This is a genomic window from Sphaerisporangium sp. NPDC004334 (assembly GCF_053602655.1).
In genome coordinates this window covers 162,390-180,864 of record NZ_JBSGDZ010000018.1, presented here as the reverse complement: position 1 = coordinate 180,864, position 18,475 = coordinate 162,390, and the positions used below count along the sequence as shown (strand labels likewise).

Here is an 18,475-nt window from a genome sequence, read left to right as displayed (position 1 = left end):
CACATGGCGCCTCACATTCCGGGGGGTTGTGGTGTCGGAGTGGTGAGTCGAGATCGCGAAGGGAAGACCCGTCATGTCAAGGCCGCAACACCACCCACCCTGCAAGGTCGTCGTCATCGGCGGCGGTTACGCCGGAACGCTCGCGGCCAACCGTCTGCGGATGCGCGCCGACGTCGAGGTCGCTCTGGTCAATCCCCGTCCGTGGTTCGTGGACCGCGTCCGGCTGCACCAGTTCGTGGCCGGCACCGGCGAGGCCACGGTGGACTACGGCGCGCTGCTGGGTGAGGGGATCCGCTTGATCGTCGACAGCGCCACGCGCATCGACACCGCCGCCCGCATGGTGCGGCTGGCGTCAGGCGGCGCGCTGGAGTACGACTACGTCGTCTACGCGGTCGGCAGCACCGGCGCGATGCCGCCATCGGTGCCCGGCACGGCCGAGTTCGCTTTCTCCGTCGCCGCGTTGGAGCCCGCGCAGCGGCTGCGCGCGAAGGTGGAGGAGTTGCCCTCCGATGCCCCGGTCACCGTGGCCGGTGGCGGGTCGACCGGCGTCGAGACGGCCGCCGAACTGGCCGAACAGGGACGCAAGGTCACGCTGGTGTGCGGGGGAATCCTGGCGCCCTCGATGAGTGCGCCGGGCCGGCGGTACATCGCCACGTGGCTGACCCGGCACGGTGTCGCCGTACTCGAGGCCGCCGAGGTGAGCGAGGTGCGGCCGGGCGCGGTCGTCGTCGCCCACGGCGGTGCCGACGGCGGTGCCCGCGGCGAGGTGCGCGCGAGCGCACTGACCATCTGGACGGCCGGTTTCGGGGTGCCGCAGCTGGCGGCCGCGAGCGGACTGCGCACCGACGAGATCGGCCGGCTGCTCACCGACGAGACGCTGACCAGCATCGACGACGACCGCATCGTCGCGGCCGGAGACGCCGCCGCCCCCTCGGGCCGGCCGCTGCGGATGAGCTGCCAGGCCGCCGGGCCGCTCGGGGCGCAGGCCGCCGACACGGTGCTGAGCCGTGTCGCGGGGACCCGACCGGCGGTGATCGACCTGGCCCTCACAGGGACGTGCGTCAGCCTCGGCCGGCGCGCCGCCATGCGACAGCTCGCCCGCAGGGACGACACCTCGGTGAACCTCTACCTCGGCGGCCGCATCGGCGCGGCGTACAAGGAACTGACGTGCAGGCTCGGGGTGTGGAAGATCCGCCGCGAGGCCCGCAGGCCGGGCTCCCTCATCTGGCCCAAGGGCGGTCCGCGTCCCTGAGCGGCCGGCCTGCCGGCCTTCGGCGAGGTCCCGCCGTGGTCACAGGCACAGGATGCGGTGCAGGCGGCGGGCGGCCAGCCACAGGCCGCCGGCGACCATGGCCAGCAGGTAGGCGGCGTGCCCGAGCAGCCCCCAGTGCGGGTCGCCGATGGCAAGGCCCCGCACCAGCTCCACCGCGTGGTACAGCGGGGTGAGCTGGACCAGCACCTGCAGGACCGCCGGATAGTCGCCGACGGGGGAGAAGGTGCCGGAGAACAGGAACAGCGCGAACTGCCCGGTGGACATCAGGTCGAAATCCTGCCAGCCGCGCATCAGCGTGCTGACCGCCATGCCGACCGCGCCGAACGCCAGCCCGACCAGGATCGTGGCGGGGAAGGCGGCCAGCGCCCACAGCGGCGCGGCCAGCCCGAGCGCCGCCATGATGAGCACGAACACCCCGGTGTACAGCGAGCCGCGGAGCATGGCCCAGCCGAGCTCGCCGAGGGCGAGCTCGAACGGCCGCACCGGCGTGGCCAGGATGGCGTCGAAGGTCTTCTGGTACTTCATCTTGTGGAAGAAGTTGAACGTGGTCTCGGCCAGCGCGCCCGACATCGCCGCCACCGCCAGCATGGCAGGGGCGACATAGGCGGCGTAGGGCAGCGACCGCCCGCCCACCGGCAGGTCGCCGACCAGCGCTCCCACGCCGACGCCGATGGACAGCAGGTACAGCAGCGGCTCGAAGAACCCCGACAGCAGCACCAGCCAGTAGGACGGGCCCGAGCGCAGCGCCCCCAGGTTGCGGCCGATCACCGCGCCGACCCGGCCGGGGGCGACCCGGGCGGCGATCATCGTGGTCACCATGTGTCAGTCCTGAAGTCGCTTGCGGAAGGCGTGGAAGGCCCACAGCGTGCCCGCCGCGGTGAACACCAGCAGGTAGGCCAGGTGCGCCGCGACCGGCCAGGGCGGGGCCGTGCCCAGGGTGGCCGCGCGGCTGAGCTCGACGCCGTGCCACAACGGGGACAGGTAGGCCAGCGGCCGGGCGAGGGCGGGCAACTGCTCGACGGGGAAGAAGACGCCGCTGAACAGCGCGGCGGGGACCATCACGAAGCGGAACAGCAGCGCGAAGTAGCTGTCATGGTCGATGGTGGCGGCGAAGGCCATCGTGGGCGCGGCCGAGGCCAGGGCGACCAGCCCGCACACCAGCGGCGCGGCCAGCGCCCACGGCGAGCGCAGCGCGCCGAACAGCGAGGTGACGCCGAGGAACACCACCACCGCGATCTCGGCTCTGAGCAGGATGTACAGCAGCCACCCGCACACCATGTCGCCGACCTGGACCGGCGTGGCGCGCATGGCGTGGTAGGCGCGGCTCCACTTGAAGTCGCCAAGGACGGGGTAGGTGGACTCGCCGACCGACATCTGGAAGGCGGTGGAGGCGAGTACTCCTGGGACGATCCACGACAGGTAGTCCACGCCGCCGATGCCGCCGATGTATCCCCCGACGCCCAGGCCGATGCTGAGCAGGAACAGCACCGGCAGCCCGAAGGAGGAGAACACCGAGGCGGTCCACACCCGGCGGTAGAGGGTCAGGGCGCGCTCCAGGACGGCGAGGGTCGAGCGGGCCGAGACCTGGTCGGCGAACGGGATCATCAGTCGACCAGCGTCCGGCCGGTGAGGTGCAGGAAGACGTCCTCCAGGGTGGAGCGGCGCGCCAGCACGCTGGAGGGGTTCAGCCCGCGCCGGTGCACCTCGGCGACGGCGGCGTCGCCGTCCTCGGCGTACACCAGCAGGCGGTCGGGCAGCGGGTCGACCCGCCGGCCGATGCCGGCCAGCTTGGCGGCCAGGTCGGCGGGCCGCTCGTCGCCGAAGCGCAGCTCGACCACCTCGGGGGTGGAGTAGGTCTGGATCAGGGAGCGGGGTGAGCCCTCGGCGACGATGCGGCCGCCGTCCATGACGACCAGCCGGTCGCACAGCTGCTCGGCCTCGTCCATGTAGTGGGTGGTGAGCACCAGGGTGGTGCCGCGCCGCTTGAGCTGGAACAGCCGCTCCCACAGCAGGTGGCGGGCCTGGGGGTCAAGGCCGGTGGTGGGCTCGTCGAGCAGGATGATGTCGGGTTCGTTGACCATGGCGCGGGCGATGGTCAGGCGCCGCTTCATGCCGCCCGACAGCGGCTCGACCTTGCTGCCGGCGCGGTCGGACAGCTGGACGAACTCCAGCAGCGCGTCGGCCCGGCGGCGGGCCTCCTGCCTGCCGAGGCCGAAGTAGCGGGCGTAGACGGTGAGGTTCTCGCGCACGCTCAGGTCGAAGTCGAGGTTGTCCAGCTGGGGGCAGACGCCGAGCCGGGCGCGGATGCGGGTGCCGTCGCGGACCGGATCCATGCCGAGGATGCTCAGCTCGCCGCCGGTGGGCATCGACACGCAGCCGATCATGCGCATCGTGGAGGACTTGCCCGCGCCGTTGGGGCCGAGGAAGCCGAACGCCTCGCCGGGGGCCACCGACAGGTCGATGCCGTCCACCGCGGTGAAGGCGCCGAAGCGTTTCACCAGGCCACGCGCGTAGATCAGAGGTTGTTCCGACACGAGCAAGAACCCTAGCCAAGCGCCCCGACATTCCCGCAACACCTTTTCCGGGCGGCGCGCCACACGTGCCACGGCTGAGCGGCCCCCGGGAAAGGGACCAAGGTCTCTGGAATAGCCCGCCCGCAGAGGGAACGCTCGTATCCATGAACGAGCTTGAGCGAGTCGATGCTTTCTGGCGTGCCGCCAACTACCTGTCGGTCGGGCAGATCTATCTGCTGGACAACCCGTTGCTCGGCGAGCCGCTGCTGCCCGAGCACGTCAAACCCCGCCTGCTCGGCCACTGGGGCACCACCCCTGGACTGAACTTCGTCTTCGCTCACCTGAACCGGGTGATCAGAGGGCGTGACCAGGACATGATCTACATCGCCGGTCCCGGGCACGGCGGCCCGGCCGCGGTCGCGCACGCCTGGCTGGAGGGCAGCTACTCGCAGGTCTACCCCGAGGTCTCCCAGGACCAGGACGGGATGCGCCGGCTGTTCCGGCAGTTCTCCTTCCCCGGCGGCATTCCGAGCCATGTGGCGCCCGAGACGCCCGGCTCCATCCACGAGGGTGGCGAGCTCGGCTACTCTCTCGCCCACGCCTACGGCGCCGCCTTCGACAATCCCGGCCTGGTGGTGGCGTGCGTCGTCGGCGACGGCGAGGCCGAGACGGGCCCGCTGGCCGCCAGCTGGCACTCCAACAAGTTCGTCAACCCGGCGCGGGACGGGGCGGTCCTGCCGATCCTGCACCTCAACGGCTACAAGATCGCCAACCCGACGGTGCTGTCGCGCATCCCCGAGCCGGAGCTGGTCAAGCTCATGGAGGGGTACGGCTACCGCCCGCACATCGTGGCCGGTGACGACCCGGCGGTCATGCACCGGCTCATGGCCGAGACGCTGGACACGGTGTTCGACCAGATCGCCGAGGTCAAGGCCGGCGGCGGCGGCCGCTGGCCCATGATCATCCTGCGCACGCCCAAAGGCTGGACCGGCCCCAAGCAGGTCGACGGGCTGCCGGTGGAGGGCACCTGGCGCGCCCACCAGGTGCCGCTGTCGGCGGTTCGCGACGACCCCGGCAAGCTGGCCGCGCTGGAGGAGTGGATGCGCTCCTACCACCCCGAGGAGCTGTTCGACGAGCGCGGCCGCCCGGTGGCCGAGGTGCTCGCCACGGTGCCCGAGGGGCCGCGCCGCATGAGCGCCAACCCCCACGCCAACGGCGGCGAGCTGCTCCAGCCGCTCAGACTGCCCGACTTCCGCGACTACGCCGTCGAGGTCAAGGCGCCGGCCACCGCGGCCAGCGAGCCGACGCGGGTGCTGGGCGCGCTGGTGCGCGACATCATCGCCGCCAACCCCGCCAACTTCCGCCTGCTCGGCCCCGACGAGGTGGCCTCCAACCGGCTGGGCGCGGCGTTCGAGGTGACCGGCCGGGTGTGGGAGGCCGAGCGGCTGCCCACCGACGAGCACCTGTCTCCCGAGGGCCGGGTGATGGAGGTGCTGAGCGAGCACCTGTGCCAGGGCTGGCTGGAGGGTTACCTGCTCACCGGCCGCCACGGGCTGTTCACCTCCTACGAGGCGTTCATCCACATCATCGACGCCATGTTCAACCAGCACGCCAAGTGGCTGGAGGCCTGCCGCAAGATCCCCTGGCGCAGGCCGGTCGCCTCGCTGAACTACCTGCTCAGCTCGCACGTCTGGCGCCAGGACCACAACGGCTTCAGCCACCAGGACCCCGGCTTCCTGGACGTGGTGGTCAACAAGAAGGCCACGGTGGTGCGCGTCTACCTGCCGCCGGACGCCAACACGCTGCTGTCGGTCGCCGATCACTGCCTGCGCTCGCGCGACTACGTCAACGTCGTGGTCGCCGGCAAGCAGCCGGTGCTGGACCTGATGCCGATGGAGGAGGCGATCCTGCACTGCACCCGCGGCCTCGGCATCCTGCCGTGGGCCTCCACCGACCAGGGCGCCGAACCGGACGTGGTGCTGGCCTGCGCCGGGGACGTGCCGACCCTGGAGACGCTGGCCGCCGCCGACCTGCTGCGCCGCCACCTGCCCGACCTGAGGGTGCGGGTGGTGAACGTGGTGGACCTGATGCGGCTGCAGCCGGAGGCCGAGCACCCCCACGGCCTGACCGACACCGCCTACGACGCGCTGTTCACCGCCGACAAGCCGGTCATCTTCAACTTCCACGGCTACCCGTGGCTGATCCACCGGCTGACCTACCGGCGCCACGGGCACCACCACCTGCACGTGCGCGGCTACAAGGAGGAGGGCACCACCACCACGCCCTTCGACATGGCGATGATGAACGACATCGACCGCTACCACCTGGTGATGGACGTGATCGACCGCGTCCCGGGCCTGTCGGAGCGCTGCGGCCACCTGCGGCAGGAGATGGCCGACGCCCGGACGCGGGCCCGCGCGCACACCCGCGAGTACGGCGAGGACCTGCCCGAGGTCCGCGACTGGAGCTGGCAGCACTGACCCCCGCTCCTCGCAGGCCGCGCACGCCGCGCCCGTGCCCTTCCCGCAGCACGGGCGCAGGGGCGTGCGGGGCTGCGGGGCGTGCGGGGCGTTGCGGGGCGTGCGGGGCGCCGTTCAGCGGGGCGGTGCGGCGGCGGGCAGGCGCAGGACCAAGCGGGCGCCGCGCGGGCTGTCCTCGATGGTCAGGGTGCCGCCGCTCATCTCGGCGATCTGCCGGGCGATGGGCAGGCCCAGGCCCGTGCCGCCCGGATCCCTGCGGCGGCCCTCGCTCAGGCGTACGAACCGCTGGAAGACGCTCTCGCGGCTGCCCGCCGGGATTCCCGCGCCGTCGTCCACCACCGAAAGCGTCGCCTCGCCGCCCGGCCCGCCGCCACTTCGCGCCACCGTGACGGTGATCGTGGACTCGGCGTGCCGTTCGGCGTTGGCCAGCAGGTTGGACAGCAACCTGCTGAGCCGCAGCCGATCGCCCAGCACCACCACGCCGGGCCGGAGGTCGCAGTCGATCCGGATGGCCGAGGGGTGGCGGGCGCGCACCTCGCCGCGTACCAGTTCGGCCAGGTCGACCGGGTCGCGGGCGCCCTGCGTCGCGGCGTCCAGGCGGGCCAGGACCAGCAGGTCGGCGATGATCGCCTGCAGGCGGTCCAGGTTGCCCAGCAGGTTCTTGCCGGTGACCTCGTCGATGCCCTCTTCGGGCCCCATCATGGCCTCCTCCACCTGCACGCGCATGGCGGTGACGGGGCTGCGCAGGTCGTGGGAGACGTCGGAGGCGAACCGGCGCTGCCGCTCCAGCGCCTCCTGCAGCCGCTCCAGGGTGTGGTTGACGCTGTCGGCCAGGTCGCGGATCTGGTCGCGCTGCGGGGGCGAGGGCACCCTGCGGTCCAGCGACATGGCGTTGATCTCGTCGAGTTCGGCGCGGATGGCGTCCACCGGCTTCAGCGAGCCGCGGACGGTCCGGTAGGTGCCGTAGATGATGAGCGTGGTGAAGACGACCACGCCGCCGGCCATGGTCATGGCCAGCTCGGAATGGACCAAGGGCGGGACGGCGGGCGCGGCACTGTAGACCATCATGTCCTTGCCGTCGCGGTAGGCCTCCTGCGCGACCACGATGTCACACCCGTCGCGGGCGAGGCCGCGGTCGCACACGATCCGCGTGGCCATGTTCCTGGCCCCTTCGGGGACGAAGGTCGCGATGCGCGGCGCACCCTGCAGTTCCCGGCTCGCCGCGACGATCCTGCCCTGCGGGTCCACGACCTGGATGTCGCGGATCTGGCTGTGGGCGATGGGGTTGTGCAGCTCGTGCCGTTCGACCTGGTAGACCACGCGCTCGGTCGCCGCGGCGACCTCCTCGGTGAGGTACTGGGTGGCCAGGCGGTGGACCGCGACCATCAGCACCGTGGCGCTCAGCACGCACAGCGCCGCCGCCGCGACGCCGGCGAGAAGCGTCAGGCGCGTGGTGATCGGCCATTGATGCAGCGGACGCATGGACGGCCCCGATGGACGCATGGACAGCCCTGATACCAGTCCAGCACATCGGCCGGGTGGCGCGGCCCGCCGGGTCGGTCCTACCGGGCGGCCTGCCGCGGGCTCAGGCCAGTCCGGCGTCGTGGGCGAGCAGCGCGATCTGGGTGCGGTTGTCCAGGCCGAGCTTGGCAAGGACGCTGGAGACGTGCGCCTTGACCGTGGCCACGCTCATCAGCAGCTCGGCGGCGATCTCGGCGTTGGCGCTTCCGCGCGCGACGGCGAGGACCACGTCCTGCTCACGGGGGCTCAAGGCGGCCAGCGCGGCGCGGGCCCGCTGGTAGGCCCCGGCCTGGGTGGCCACCCGGTCCATGAGCCGCCGGGTGACGCGCGGCGACAAGATGGGCTCCCCGGCGGCGACCTGGAGCACGGCCTGGACGATCTGCGCGGGCGGGGTGTCCTTGAGCAGGAAGCCCCCGGCCCCGGCGCGCAGCGCGTGCAGGATGTTCTCGTCGGTGTCGAAGGTGGTCAGCACGATGACCTCCGGCGGGCGCGGGCGCCGGCGCAGCGCGCGGGTGGCGGCGATGCCGTCCACGTTGGGCATGCGCAGGTCCATCAGCACCACGTCGGGGGCGTGCGCGTCGGCGGCGGCCGGCACCTGCGCGCCGTCCGCGGCCTCGCCGACCACGGTGATGCCGTGGATGCCGTCGAGCATCATCGACAGCCCGGCGCGTACCAGCGCGTCGTCGTCGACGATCAGGACGCGCAGCGGGCGGGTCACGCCGGCCACGGCAGCCACGCGTGCAGCCGGAACTCCCCGCCGGCGGTGACCTGGTGGTCCAGCCGGCCGCCCGCCAGGTGCACCCGCTCGGTCAGCCCGACCAGCCCGGTGCCGGTGCCCGGCGTCAGCGGCGGTCCGGCCGCCCCGCGCGGCAGCGGGTTGCTGATGTCGATGACCAGCCGCTCGCCGGGCCGGCCTTCCAGGACCACCTGGACGGGGCGCCCGGTGGCGTGCTTGCGGGCGTTGGTCAGCCCCTCCTGGACGACCCGGTAGGCGGTGCGCGCGGTGGCGGCGGGCAGGGCGCCCGGCTCCTGCACCCCGTCGCGCACGCGCACCAGCTCACCTGCGTCGCGGGACTCCTCCACCAGGCGGGGCACGTCGCCCAGCGCCGGCTGCGGACGCCCGCCGGAGCCCTCCTGCCCGCCGTCGTCGTCCTCGCGCAGCAGGCCGATCACCTGGCGCAGCTCCTCCAGCGCCTGGTGGACCCCGGCGCGGACCACGCCGGCGGCGTGGGCGAGCCGCTCGGGCGGGGAGTCGGGCCGGTACTCCAGCGCCCCGGCGTAGGTGGCCAGCAGCGACAGCCGGTGGGCGAGCACGTCGTGCATCTCGCGGGCCACGCGGGTGCGCTCGAGCATGCGGGCCTCGGCCACCCGGCGGCCCTGCTCGGCCTCGGCGCGCGCCGCCCGCTCGCGCAGCGAGGCCACCAGCAGGGCACGCGCCCGGGCCGTGGCGCCCCAGCCGGTGAGGGCGCCGTAGGCGGCGGCGACCAGCACCAGCCACCACAGATAGGAGATGCCGCCGCTCGGGCGCCACAGCCCCTGCAGGGCGTGCGCGGCGATCCCGGCGGTGGCGACGGCGGCGGCCAGAGGGAACGGGCGCCGCCTGGCCACCTGCAGGGCGCCCAGCGTGGCCGGCGGCGTGGCCGCCGGTGACAGCACCGCAAGCGCGGTGAGCACCGCTGTGCCGGCCACCGGCCGCCACAGCAGGACCGGCGACAGCGCCCAGCCGATCACCCCGGCGGTGAGGTCCAGCGCGGGCACCAGCGCCGCCGTGCCGGCCCGTGCCCAGATCGTCAGCGCCACCAGCGCGCCCATGGCCGCGAGCACCCCGGCCACCGCGGCGGCCCCGGAGCGGCCGGAGGGGACCTGCGGCAAGCAGTCGAACTCGTGCTGTTCCACCGGGCCAGGCTAACCGCGCCCACCCCGGCGGCGGCACCTACCAAAGTCGTAGCCGCCCCCTGCCGCGGTGGCGGTCGCCGTGGCCGTGCGGCCGAAGCGGGAACAGGGCGCGGGCGGCCAGGCTGGCGTGCAGAACAACAGGCGGACCGGCCGCGGCGCCCACCATCCGGTGGCGCGCGGGACGGCGGTCCGCCCGCCCGAGAGGGGACACACGTGTCCACCCAGACCACCCCCGCCCGCGCCGGGTCCACGCGCGAAGGCCGCACGAGCGCCCGCCGGGCCCTGCTCAGCGTCGCCAGCGCCACCCTCACGGCACTGGCGACGTGGGCGCTGGCCGGCCCGGCGTCCGGCGTGGACCTCACCGTCCGCGCGGGCGATGCCGTCCAGCGGGTCGGGCCGGGCGCGGCGGCGGCGGCGGGCCTGGCGGCGGGGCTGGCCGCCTGGGCGCTGCTGGCGGTGCTGGAACGGTTCACCGCGCGGCCGCGCCTGGTGTTCACCGTCGTCGCGGTGGCCGTGCTGCTGCTGTCGCTGGCGGGGCCGCTCGGCCAGGCCGTCGGCGTGGCGAGCACGCTGCGGCTGATCGGCGTGCACCTGGCCGTCGGCACCGCCGTGATCTGCGGCCTGGCCTGGCGGCGGCGCGGACGGACCTGAGCCCGGCCTGGTCCCCGGGGGGCGCGCGGCCGGGCCGACGGCTCGCCGGGTCGCGGCGCGGGGGCGGCGCGGCCGGTGCGGGACCCGGCCCGGCCACGGGGCGCCGCGCGCCCGGGTCAAAGGAGGGTGAGGATGCGCGGGCCCTGGTCGGTGACGGCGACGGTGTGCTCGATGTGCGCCGCGCGGCTGCCGTCCAGGGTGCGCAGGGTCCACCCGTCGGAGGCGGTGCGATAGGCGTCGCGCCCGCCGGCCATGAGCATGGGCTCGATGGCCAGGGCCAGCCCGTGGCGCAGGGGATAGCCGCGGCCGGGACGCCCCCGGTTGGGCACGTGGGGGTCCTCGTGCATGCGCCGGCCGATGCCGTGTCCGCCGAAGTCGGTGGGCATGCCGCAGCCGGCCGCGCCGGCGACGGTGCCGATGGCGTGGGAGATGTCGCCGACGCGGTTGCCCGGGACGGCCGCGGCGATGCCGGCCGCCAGGGCCCGCCCGGTGGCCTCGATCAGCCGCAGGTCGGCCGGGCGCGGGGTGCCGACGGTGAAGCTGATCGCGGCGTCGCCGGTCCAGCCGTCCAGTTCGGCGCCGCAGTCGATGCTGACCAGGTCGCCGTCGCGCAGCCGGTAGCCGGTGGGGATGCCGTGCACGAGCGCGTCGTTGACCGAGGTGCAGATGACGGCGGGGAACGGCGTGGGCGCGAAGGAGGGACGGTATCCGAGGAACGGCGAGCGGGCCCCGGCCTGCTCCAGCACCCCGCGCGCCGCCTCGTCCAGCTCCCGCAGGGACACCCCGACGGCCGCCGCCTTGCGGACGGCGGTCAGCGCGCGGGCCACCACGCGCCCGGCCTCCCGCATCCCGTCCAGGTCCTTGTCGCTTTTGATCTCGACCATCCCTACCGCTCCCGTGTCGCGGGCGCCCCGATGCGCGCCAATACTTATACCGGTATTAGTATCACGGTCATGGTGAGGACTCCTTTGGCCCCCTGGGAACGGCGGCGCGGAGAGCGGTTCGGCGCTCTGCTGCGCCGGGCCCGCGGCGAGCGCAGCATGGTCGAGGTCGCCGCGGCGGCCGGGGTGTCGGCCGAGACGCTCCGCAAGATCGAGACCGGCCGGGCGCCGACCCCGGCGTTCTTCACCGTGGTCGCCCTGGCCACCGCCCTTGGGGTCTCGTTGGACGAGCTGGCCGCCGCCTGCGCCGAGCAGGAGGCCCCCGGCGACGGCCGCGCCTTGTCGGCCTGACCTTGTCGGCCTGACCTTGTCGGCCTGACCTTGTCGGCCTGACCTTGTCGGCCTGACCCTGTCGGCCCGATCCTGCCGCCTTGAGCGACCGGCGTCCCGGATAAGTTCTCGAAGAAAGTCCGGGAGGCGGTGTCGGATCGAGGCGGTGGTGTTCGTGGCACGGGTGAGGCCACCCGCAAGGGGCGGCGCCAAGGCGAAGGAAGCGCGACCATGAAGCTGACGACCGTGACCCAGGTCACCATCGATCCTCGCCGCCGCCATCGGTGAGCTGAAGGCCAAGCCCGGGGGCGAGCTGCAGGTGCACGGCAGCGGCATCCTGACCCGGTGGCTGCTGAAGAACGACCTGGTCGGCGAGATCATCTTGATCGTGATCCCCGTGATCCTCGGCCAGGGCGCGAGACTGTTCCCCGAGACCGGTCCGGACCTCGCGCTCGACCTCCTGGAGTCGCGGGTCGACTCGCAGGGCGTGACCATTCAGATTTACCGGCCGGCCGGGCGCCCGCGGTATGCGACGACCTGAAGTCCCTGACCACCGAACCACGCCGTCTTGACACCACAGGAGATGACCCTCAGATGCGATACCTGGTTTCCGTGATCGACGACAAGAGCGATCCGGGCAGCACCGACAGGCAGCCGGCCATCAGCGCGTTCAACGAACGACTGATCACCGAGGGCTACTGGGTCTTCTCGGGCGGACTCGCCGACCCGGACGCGGCCACGGTCGTCGACAGCCGGGGCGAGCAGGCGGTGTTCAGCGACGGGCCTTTCCTTGAGTCCAAGGAGTACCTCGCCGGCGTGTGGGTGTGGGAGGCCCCCGATCTGGATGTGGCGCTCAAGCTCGCCGCCGAAGCCTCGAAGGTCTGCGACCGCAAGATCGAGGTTCGGCCGTTCCAGTGAGCGACGTCGACGAGGTGATGACCCGGGCCCACCACGACGAGTGGGCGCGGGTGGTGGCCGCTTTGACCAGGCGCTTCGGCGACCTCGACATCGCCGAGGAGGCGGCGGCCGAGGCGTTCACCACCGCCGTCGAGCGGTGGCGGGCCGACGGCCCGCCACCCAACCCGGGGGCGTGGCTGACCACCACCGCCAACCGCAAGGCCATCGACCGGATCCGGCGGGAGAACAAACGCGGCGACAAGCACAAGGAGGCTCAGATGCTGCACGACGACATCCCACCCGAGCCGCTTGGCGCCATCGACGACGACCGGCTCCGGCTGATCTTCACCTGCTGTCACCCGGCGCTGGCGGTGGAAGCGCGGGTGGCGTTGACGCTGCGCATGGTCGGCGGTCTCACCGTGCCCGAGATCGCCCGTGCCTTCCTGGTGCGGCCGGCCACCATGGAACAGCGCATCACCCGCGCGAAGGCCAAGATCAAGGCGGCCGGCATCCCCTACCGGATGCCGTCCGCCGACGACCTGCCGGCGCGTGTCTCCGGCGTCCTGGCCGTGCTGTTCCTCGTCTTCAACGAGGGCTACCTGGCCAGCGGCCCTGACACCGATCCCCTGCGACACGACCTGACCACCGAGGCGATCCGGCTCACCCGCCTGATCCGCGCGCTGCTGCCGCAGGACGGGGAAGTGGCCGGGCTGCTGGCGCTGATGCTGCTCACCGAGGCCCGCCGCCCCGCCCGGGTCTCGGCCGGCGGCGAACTGGTCGCCCTTCACGAGCAGGACCGCGGAGCCTGGGACGCGGCGCTGATCGCCGAGGGTCACCGGCTGGTGCGCGAGCGCCTGGTCGCCGCTGCGGCCGGGGCGGCTCCGGGTCGCTATCAGATCCTCGCGGCGATCAACGCGGTGCACACCTCCGCCCGCGACATCCGCGACACCGACTGGTCGCAGGTCCTGGCCCTCTACGACCAGCTCGCCCGCCTCGACCCCTCGCCGATCGTCGCCCTCAACCGGGCCATCGCCGTGGCCGAGCTCGACGGGCCGGAGGTGGCGCTGGCCATCGTCGACCGCCTCGCCGAGGCGCTGGCCGACTACCACGCCTACCACGCCACCCGCGCCGACCTGCTACGCCGGCTCGGCCGAAGCCACCAGTCACGCAAGGCCTACGACCGCGCCATCGAGCTGGCCGGCAACACCGGCGAGATCGCCTACCTCACCCGCCGCCGCGCCCAACTGCGGTAGCGCCCGCGCCGGAGAACCCCGCGCGCGCAGCGGCGGGTGTTCAGGCGGCGCGGCGGGCGATGGCGCTGATGAGGGGCTGGAGCAGGCGCGCGGCCAGCGGGCCGAAGGCCGCCAGGATGAGCACGTACCCGGCCGCCAGCGGCCCGAGGTCGCGGTGGGCGCCGGCCGCCACCGCAAGGCCGGCGATGACGATGTTGAACTCCCCGCGCGGGATCAGCGCGATCCCGGCCCGGGCCTGCCCGGCCCTGGCGACGCCGGCCCGCCGGGCGGCGTAGGCGCCGGTGGCCAGCTTGGTGGCCATGCTGACCACGGCCAGCAGGGCCGCCAGCCCGGCCATCGGCCAGATCGCCGCCGGGTCGGTCTGCAGCCCGAAGAACACGAAGAACACCGCGGCGAACAGGTCGCGCAGCGGGATCAGCAGCGCCCGCGCCTCGTGGGCCAGCTCGCCCGACAGCGCGATTCCGACCAGGAACGCCCCGACCGCCGCCGACACCTGGAGCTGCTGGGCGACGCCGGCGACCAGCAGCGCCAGGCCCATCACCTTCAGCAGCAGTACCTCGGAGTTGGGGCTGGCGACGAAGGTCTCGATGAGACGGCCGAAGCGCAGGGCCACCAGCAGCACCACCCCGGCCGTGCCCAGGGCGATCGCCACGGTGACCGCGCCGGCGGCCAGGCTCACCCCGGCCAGGATGGCGGTCAGCACCGGCAGGTACAACGCCATCGTCAGATCCTCGAACACCAGCAGCGACAGCACCACGGGGGTCTCCCGGTTGCCGATCCAGCCGAGGTCGGACAGCACTTTGGCGGTGATGCCCGAGGAGGTGGCGTAGGTGACCCCGGCCATCGCCACGGCCGCCACCGGGCCCCAGCCCAGCAGCAGCGCGACCACCGCGCCCGGGGCGGCGTTGAGCACCAGGTCGAACAGCCCGCCGCGGGCGTTGCCGCGCAGGCTGGCCATCAGCTCGTCGGCGTTGTACTCAAGGCCGAGGGTGAGCAGTAGCAGGACCACGCCGATCTCGGCGCCGACGGCGATGAAGTCCTCGCTGGTGGCCAGGGGCAGGATGCCGCCCTGGCCGAACGCCAGCCCGGCCAGAAGGTACAGCGGAATGGGGGAGATGCCGGCGCGCAGCGCAAGGGCGCCGAGCACGCCGAGGACAAGTACGGTGCCGCCGAGTTCGATGAAAAGGCTCGCGGTGTGCACGCCGGCCTATCCGCCGGCGAGGATGTCGGCGACGGCGGCGGTGCTCTCCAGGTCTCCGACGACGACGACCACGTCGCCGCCGGCGAGCGGGAAGTCGGGGGTGGGGCTGGTGTGCACCTGCCCGCCCCGCACGACCGCCACGATGGAGGCGCCGGTGCGGGTGCGCACGCGCGCCTGTCCCATCGGCCGTCCCGCGTAGGGGGAGTCCTCGGCCAGGGGAAGCTGGACGCTGACCAGCCCTTCGACCTCGCGGTGCAGGGCGTTGAGCCGCTGGACGATGCGCGGGGCGCCGAGCAGCTCGACCAGGGCGTCGGCCTCCTCGTCGTTGAGCTGGATGGCCTCACACGCCCGGTCGGGGTCGTGCCGGTCGTAGATGACCAGATCCCGGCGGCCGCCGCGGTGGGACACCACCGCGATCCTGCGGCCGTGCTGGGTGGTGAACTCGTGTTTGAGCCCTATCCCCGGGAGTGCGGTCTGCTCGATCTCCACCGGCTTCTCGCCCCTATCAGCCGTCCGTCACCTGACTACGATCCGCCCCTCTACGAACAGGACGAATGTTCATAAAAGGAGGCGAACGCCTGTGAGGCTAGCAGGTGCCGGGCCCACCCGAGCGGCGCTCGCCGCCCCCGCACCGCCCGGGCGCGACGGCCGCCGTCCCCCCCTCGCCGCGGACGCGGGGGGCCGGCGACGCCGCGGTCACACGACCAGGTCCAGGGCCAGCACCAGCAGCAGGCCGACCACCGAGATCACCGTCTCCATCGCCGACCAGGTCTTGAGGTTCTGGCCGACGCTCAGCCCGAAGTACTCCTTCACCAGCCAGAATCCGGCGTCGTTGACGTGGGAGAAGAACAGCGACCCCGCCCCGATCGCCAGCACCAGCAGCGAGGTCTGCCCGGCGCCCAGCGTGGTGACCAGCGGGGCCAGGATGCCCGAGGCGGTGACGGTCGCCACCGTCGCCGACCCGGTGGCAAGGCGGATCAGCACCGCGACCAGCCAGGCCAGCAGCAGCACCGAAAGGCCGCTGTGCTGCACCCAGTCGGCCACCAGCTTGCCGATGCCGGTGTCGACCAGCGTCTGCTTGAACCCGCCACCGGCCGCGACGATGAGCAGGATGCCGGCGATCGGCGGCAGCGAGGCCTCCAGCGACGCGGTGATCGCCTTGCGGTCCATGGCGCCGCCGCGCCCCAGCGTGAAGATCGCCACGATGACCGCGATGAGCAACGCGACCAGCGGCGTGCCCAAAAAGTCCAGCGCGGTGCGTACCGCGGTGCCCTTGGCGGCCAGCAGGTCGGCGACGGCCTTGCCCATCATCAGCACCACCGGCAGCAGCACGGTGGCCACGGTCACCCCGAACGAGGGCCGCCGCGCGGACGGCTCCTGCTCCCGCGCGTCGTACAGCTCCGGCGCCGGCACCTGCACCCAGCGGGAGGCGTAGCGGGCCAGCAGCGGGCCGGCGATGGCCACGGTGGGCAGGGCGACCAGCACGCCGAGACCCAGGGTCAGGCCGAGGTCGGCCTTGAGCGCGTCGATGGCGACCAGCGGCCCCGGGTGCGGCGGCACCAGGCCGTGCATCACCGACAGTCCGGCAAGGGCCGGGATGCCGACCCTGATCAGCGGCAGGCCCGAGCGGCGCGACACCAGGAAGATCACCGGCATCAGCAGCACGAGCCCGATCTCGAAGAACATCGGCAGGCCGATGATGGCGCCCACCGCCGCCATCGCCCAGGGCAGGGTGCGGGGGCTGGAGCGGCCGACGATGGTGTCGACGATCTCGTCGGCGCCGCCGGAGTCGGCCAGCAGCCGGCCGAACATCGCCCCCAGCGCGATCAGCGTGCCGACGCCGGCCGCCGTGCTGCCGAAGCCGTCGGTGAAACTGGTGATCACATCCGACATGGCGAGGCCGGCGACGGCGCCCACGACCAGCGAGCCGATGGTCAGGCTGAGGAACGGGTGCAGCTTGAAGCGCGTGATCAGCAGCACGATCACGGCGATGCCGATCAGCGCGGCCGGCAGCAGGCGCCCGGCCGGCACCGCGGCGCCGCCGGCGGGGGCCAGCGCGAGCAGCGTGGCGTTCATGACCGTTCTCCGCGGCCCGCGGCACCACCGGGATCGGCGGGATCGGCGGGCGGTGGCGCGCCGCCGGGGGAGGCGGCGGCGAGGTAGTCCTCCACGAGCCGGTCGACGTCGTGGGTCAGGTCGAGCACGACACCGTGCTCGTCGGGCCGCAGCGGCTCCAGGGTCGCGAACTGGGAGGCGACCAGGGAGGCGGGCATGAAGTGCCCGGGCCGCCCGGCCACCCGCCGGCTCACGACCTGCTGGTCTCCGGCCAGGTGGACGAAGCAGACCTGCGGCGCCGCCTCGCGAAGCACGTCGCGGTAGGAGCGCTTGAGCGCCGAGCAGCTCACCACGCCGCCGCCGGCGGCGTGCGCGGCCAGCCAGGCGCCGATCGAGCGCAGCCAGGGCAGCCGGTCGTCGTCGTCCAACGGGATGCCCGCCGACATCTTGGCGATGCTGGCGGGGCTGTGGAAGTCGTCGGCGTCGGCGAACGGCACCCGCAGGCGCTGGGCCAGCGCGGCGCCGACGGTCGTCTTGCCCGAGCCGGTGACCCCCATGACGACCAGCAGCGGCGGGGTTTGCGCCGCGGGGCCGGGGGAAGTCGGGGGCGGAGGATCTGTGGGGTTCATGACGGGCCTCTCGAACGGGCTGTCGCACAGCCTGTCACGAATAATCATCCTTTATCAAGAGTCACGTGCTAATTAGTCATACTTTACTGGCGGTGGTGCGGCCCAGAGGCCTTCCCATGGGAGGATTGGCGGCCGTGGGAGCCAAAGACCAGACCAATAGCGGTCTGCACGGCAGCGTCCTGGACGGCCTCGGCGTCCAGATCACCTCCGGCGCGCTCCCCGCCGGCCACGTGCTGCGCATCGAGCAGCTCGAACACCGCTTCGGGGTCTCCCGATCGGTGGTCCGCGAGGCCATCCGGGTGCTGGAGTCGATGGGCCTTGTGTCCAGCCGGCGCCGCGTCGGGGTCACCGTCGCCCCGCGCGCCCGCTGGAACCTGTTCGACCCGCGCATCATCCGCTGGCGGCTGTCCGGCGGCGACCGCGACGGGCAGCTGCGCTCCCTGGGCGAGCTGCGCCGCGGCGTCGAACCGCTGGCCGCCGCGCTGGCCGCCCGCAACGCCACCCCCGAGCAGTGCGGGCTGCTCACCGGCGCGGTCATGAGCATGGCCGTGCACGGCAGGTCCGGCGACCTGGAGTCCTACCTGCGGGCCGACATCCTGTTCCACCGCACCCTGCTGGAGGCCTGCGGCAACGAGATGCTCGCGGCCCTCGCCGACGTGGTCGCCGAGGTGCTCGCCGGCCGCACCCACCACCACCTGATGCCCGCCCACCCCGAGCCGGCGGCGATCCGCCGGCACGCCGAGGTCGCCCAGGCGGTGCAGGCGGGCGACGCCGCCACCGCCGAGCGGTTCATGCGCCAGATCGTCGAAGAGGCCACCCACGCCATGCTCGCCGCCCCACCCGCCTGAGGGGAGTCACACCCGCCGCGTCGCGCTTGGATCTTCGACCGGCCCCT

General features: G+C 73.2%; 19 protein-coding genes. 8 read left to right on the top strand and 11 right to left on the bottom strand.

The annotated features are described in order from the left end of the window. The first annotated feature begins 73 nt into the window (after nt 1-73). Nucleotides 74-1,252, top strand: a complete 1,179-nt coding sequence (locus ACWEN6_RS24425; RefSeq protein ID WP_452573051.1) for an NAD(P)/FAD-dependent oxidoreductase — start codon at nt 74-76, stop codon at nt 1,250-1,252. Between the two features lie 39 nt (nt 1,253-1,291). Here ACWEN6_RS24425 and ACWEN6_RS24420 read toward each other — a convergent pair whose 3' ends face one another. The 3 genes from ACWEN6_RS24420 to ACWEN6_RS24410 are packed head-to-tail and all read right to left on the bottom strand — an operon-like array spanning nt 1,292 to nt 3,807. Beyond that, entirely contained in the window at nt 1,292-2,092 is an 801-nt protein-coding gene (locus tag ACWEN6_RS24420) for an ABC transporter permease (protein ID WP_452573049.1), read from the bottom strand. 3 nt (nt 2,093-2,095) lie between these two features. Continuing rightward, a complete protein-coding gene (locus tag ACWEN6_RS24415; RefSeq protein ID WP_452573047.1) occupies nt 2,096-2,878 on the bottom strand; it encodes an ABC transporter permease in 783 nt (260 codons plus the stop codon). Further along, complete coding sequence (locus tag ACWEN6_RS24410) at nt 2,878-3,807, bottom strand: ABC transporter ATP-binding protein (RefSeq protein WP_354849469.1); 930 nt, start codon at nt 3,805-3,807, stop codon at nt 2,878-2,880. The genes ACWEN6_RS24415 and ACWEN6_RS24410 overlap by 1 nt, the downstream gene beginning before the upstream one ends. 143 nt (nt 3,808-3,950) lie before the next feature. Here ACWEN6_RS24410 and ACWEN6_RS24405 point away from each other — a divergent pair, with 143 nt between their 5' ends. Beyond that, a complete protein-coding gene (locus ACWEN6_RS24405) occupies nt 3,951-6,266 on the top strand; it encodes a phosphoketolase family protein (protein WP_452573045.1) in 2,316 nt (771 codons plus the stop codon). 114 nt (nt 6,267-6,380) lie between these two features. Here ACWEN6_RS24405 and ACWEN6_RS24400 read toward each other — a convergent pair whose 3' ends face one another. The 3 genes from ACWEN6_RS24400 to ACWEN6_RS24390 form a co-directional block, all read right to left on the bottom strand. Beyond that, entirely contained in the window at nt 6,381-7,748 is a 1,368-nt protein-coding gene (locus ACWEN6_RS24400; protein ID WP_452573043.1) for a sensor histidine kinase, read from the bottom strand. A gap of 103 nt (nt 7,749-7,851) precedes the next feature. Continuing rightward, nucleotides 7,852-8,514 carry a response regulator gene (locus ACWEN6_RS24395; RefSeq protein WP_380828766.1) on the bottom strand — a complete coding sequence of 221 codons (663 nt, stop codon included), beginning with the start codon at nt 8,512-8,514 and terminating at the stop codon, nt 7,852-7,854. Continuing rightward, a complete protein-coding gene (locus ACWEN6_RS24390) occupies nt 8,502-9,683 on the bottom strand; it encodes a sensor histidine kinase (RefSeq protein ID WP_452573041.1) in 1,182 nt (393 codons plus the stop codon). Before ACWEN6_RS24390 ends, ACWEN6_RS24395 begins: the two co-directional genes overlap by 13 nt. A 213-nt stretch (nt 9,684-9,896) precedes the next feature. On the opposite strand from ACWEN6_RS24390, the gene ACWEN6_RS24385 reads away from it, so the two are divergent. Beyond that, the gene (locus tag ACWEN6_RS24385; RefSeq protein WP_452573039.1) at nt 9,897-10,334 is read left to right on the top strand and encodes a DUF6069 family protein; all 438 of its coding nucleotides are present in this window, start codon (nt 9,897-9,899) and stop codon (nt 10,332-10,334) included. A gap of 116 nt (nt 10,335-10,450) precedes the next feature. On the opposite strand, the gene map is transcribed toward ACWEN6_RS24385, so the two are convergent. Further along, the gene (map, locus tag ACWEN6_RS24380) at nt 10,451-11,218 is read right to left on the bottom strand and encodes a type I methionyl aminopeptidase (protein WP_452573037.1); all 768 of its coding nucleotides are present in this window, start codon (nt 11,216-11,218) and stop codon (nt 10,451-10,453) included. A 69-nt stretch (nt 11,219-11,287) separates the two neighbouring features. Between map and ACWEN6_RS24375 the strand changes: the two genes are divergently transcribed. From ACWEN6_RS24375 to ACWEN6_RS24360, 4 genes are all read left to right on the top strand, one after another. After that, nucleotides 11,288-11,566 (top strand): helix-turn-helix domain-containing protein, encoded by a 279-nt coding sequence (locus tag ACWEN6_RS24375; protein WP_452573035.1) that lies wholly within the window; start codon nt 11,288-11,290, stop codon nt 11,564-11,566. A 244-nt stretch (nt 11,567-11,810) separates the two neighbouring features. Beyond that, nucleotides 11,811-12,086: a dihydrofolate reductase family protein gene (locus tag ACWEN6_RS24370; RefSeq protein WP_452573128.1), complete on the top strand. Its 276-nt coding sequence runs from the start codon at nt 11,811-11,813 to the stop codon at nt 12,084-12,086. A 53-nt stretch (nt 12,087-12,139) separates the two neighbouring features. Continuing rightward, nucleotides 12,140-12,463, top strand: a complete 324-nt coding sequence (locus tag ACWEN6_RS24365; protein ID WP_452573033.1) for a YciI family protein — start codon at nt 12,140-12,142, stop codon at nt 12,461-12,463. Further along, complete coding sequence (locus ACWEN6_RS24360) at nt 12,460-13,695, top strand: RNA polymerase sigma factor (protein ID WP_452573031.1); 1,236 nt, start codon at nt 12,460-12,462, stop codon at nt 13,693-13,695. The genes ACWEN6_RS24365 and ACWEN6_RS24360 overlap by 4 nt, the downstream gene beginning before the upstream one ends. 40 nt (nt 13,696-13,735) lie before the next feature. Here the strand turns inward: ACWEN6_RS24360 and ACWEN6_RS24355 are convergent, their stop codons facing one another. The 4 genes from ACWEN6_RS24355 to ACWEN6_RS24340 form a co-directional block, all read right to left on the bottom strand. Beyond that, nucleotides 13,736-14,896, bottom strand: coding sequence for a cation:proton antiporter (locus tag ACWEN6_RS24355; protein ID WP_354926361.1), 1,161 nt, complete (start codon nt 14,894-14,896; stop codon nt 13,736-13,738). Between the two features lie 6 nt (nt 14,897-14,902). Next, the gene (locus tag ACWEN6_RS24350) at nt 14,903-15,385 is read right to left on the bottom strand and encodes a cation:proton antiporter regulatory subunit (RefSeq protein WP_452573029.1); all 483 of its coding nucleotides are present in this window, start codon (nt 15,383-15,385) and stop codon (nt 14,903-14,905) included. A gap of 207 nt (nt 15,386-15,592) precedes the next feature. After that, complete coding sequence (locus ACWEN6_RS24345) at nt 15,593-16,972, bottom strand: GntP family permease (RefSeq protein ID WP_452573027.1); 1,380 nt, start codon at nt 16,970-16,972, stop codon at nt 15,593-15,595. Then, a complete protein-coding gene (locus ACWEN6_RS24340) occupies nt 16,969-17,508 on the bottom strand; it encodes a gluconokinase (RefSeq protein ID WP_452573126.1) in 540 nt (179 codons plus the stop codon). Before ACWEN6_RS24340 ends, ACWEN6_RS24345 begins: the two co-directional genes overlap by 4 nt. A 206-nt stretch (nt 17,509-17,714) precedes the next feature. Here ACWEN6_RS24340 and ACWEN6_RS24335 point away from each other — a divergent pair, with 206 nt between their 5' ends. Further along, on the top strand, nt 17,715-18,428 hold the full coding sequence (locus tag ACWEN6_RS24335) for a FadR/GntR family transcriptional regulator (RefSeq protein ID WP_452573025.1): 714 nt from the start codon (nt 17,715-17,717) through the stop codon (nt 18,426-18,428). Nucleotides 18,429-18,475 lie beyond the last annotated feature (47 nt).

Excerpts from the sequence above, each read along its gene's own strand:
- ACWEN6_RS24345 (WP_452573027.1), bottom strand. The coding sequence starts at position 16,972 with ATGAACGCCACGCTGCTCGCGCTGGCCCCCGCCGGCGGCGCCGCGGTG.
- ACWEN6_RS24415 (WP_452573047.1), bottom strand. The coding sequence starts at position 2,878 with ATGATCCCGTTCGCCGACCAGGTCTCGGCCCGCTCGACCCTCGCCGTC.
- ACWEN6_RS24375 (WP_452573035.1), top strand. The coding sequence starts at position 11,288 with ATGGTGAGGACTCCTTTGGCCCCCTGGGAACGGCGGCGCGGAGAGCGG.
- map (WP_452573037.1), bottom strand. The coding sequence starts at position 11,218 with ATGGTCGAGATCAAAAGCGACAAGGACCTGGACGGGATGCGGGAGGCC.
- ACWEN6_RS24340 (WP_452573126.1), bottom strand. The coding sequence starts at position 17,508 with ATGGGGGTCACCGGCTCGGGCAAGACGACCGTCGGCGCCGCGCTGGCC.
- ACWEN6_RS24405 (WP_452573045.1), top strand. The coding sequence starts at position 3,951 with ATGAACGAGCTTGAGCGAGTCGATGCTTTCTGGCGTGCCGCCAACTAC.
- ACWEN6_RS24420 (WP_452573049.1), bottom strand. The coding sequence starts at position 2,092 with ATGGTGACCACGATGATCGCCGCCCGGGTCGCCCCCGGCCGGGTCGGC.
- ACWEN6_RS24400 (WP_452573043.1), bottom strand. The coding sequence starts at position 7,748 with ATGCGTCCGCTGCATCAATGGCCGATCACCACGCGCCTGACGCTTCTC.
- ACWEN6_RS24425 (WP_452573051.1), top strand. The coding sequence starts at position 74 with ATGTCAAGGCCGCAACACCACCCACCCTGCAAGGTCGTCGTCATCGGC.
- ACWEN6_RS24365 (WP_452573033.1), top strand. The coding sequence starts at position 12,140 with ATGCGATACCTGGTTTCCGTGATCGACGACAAGAGCGATCCGGGCAGC.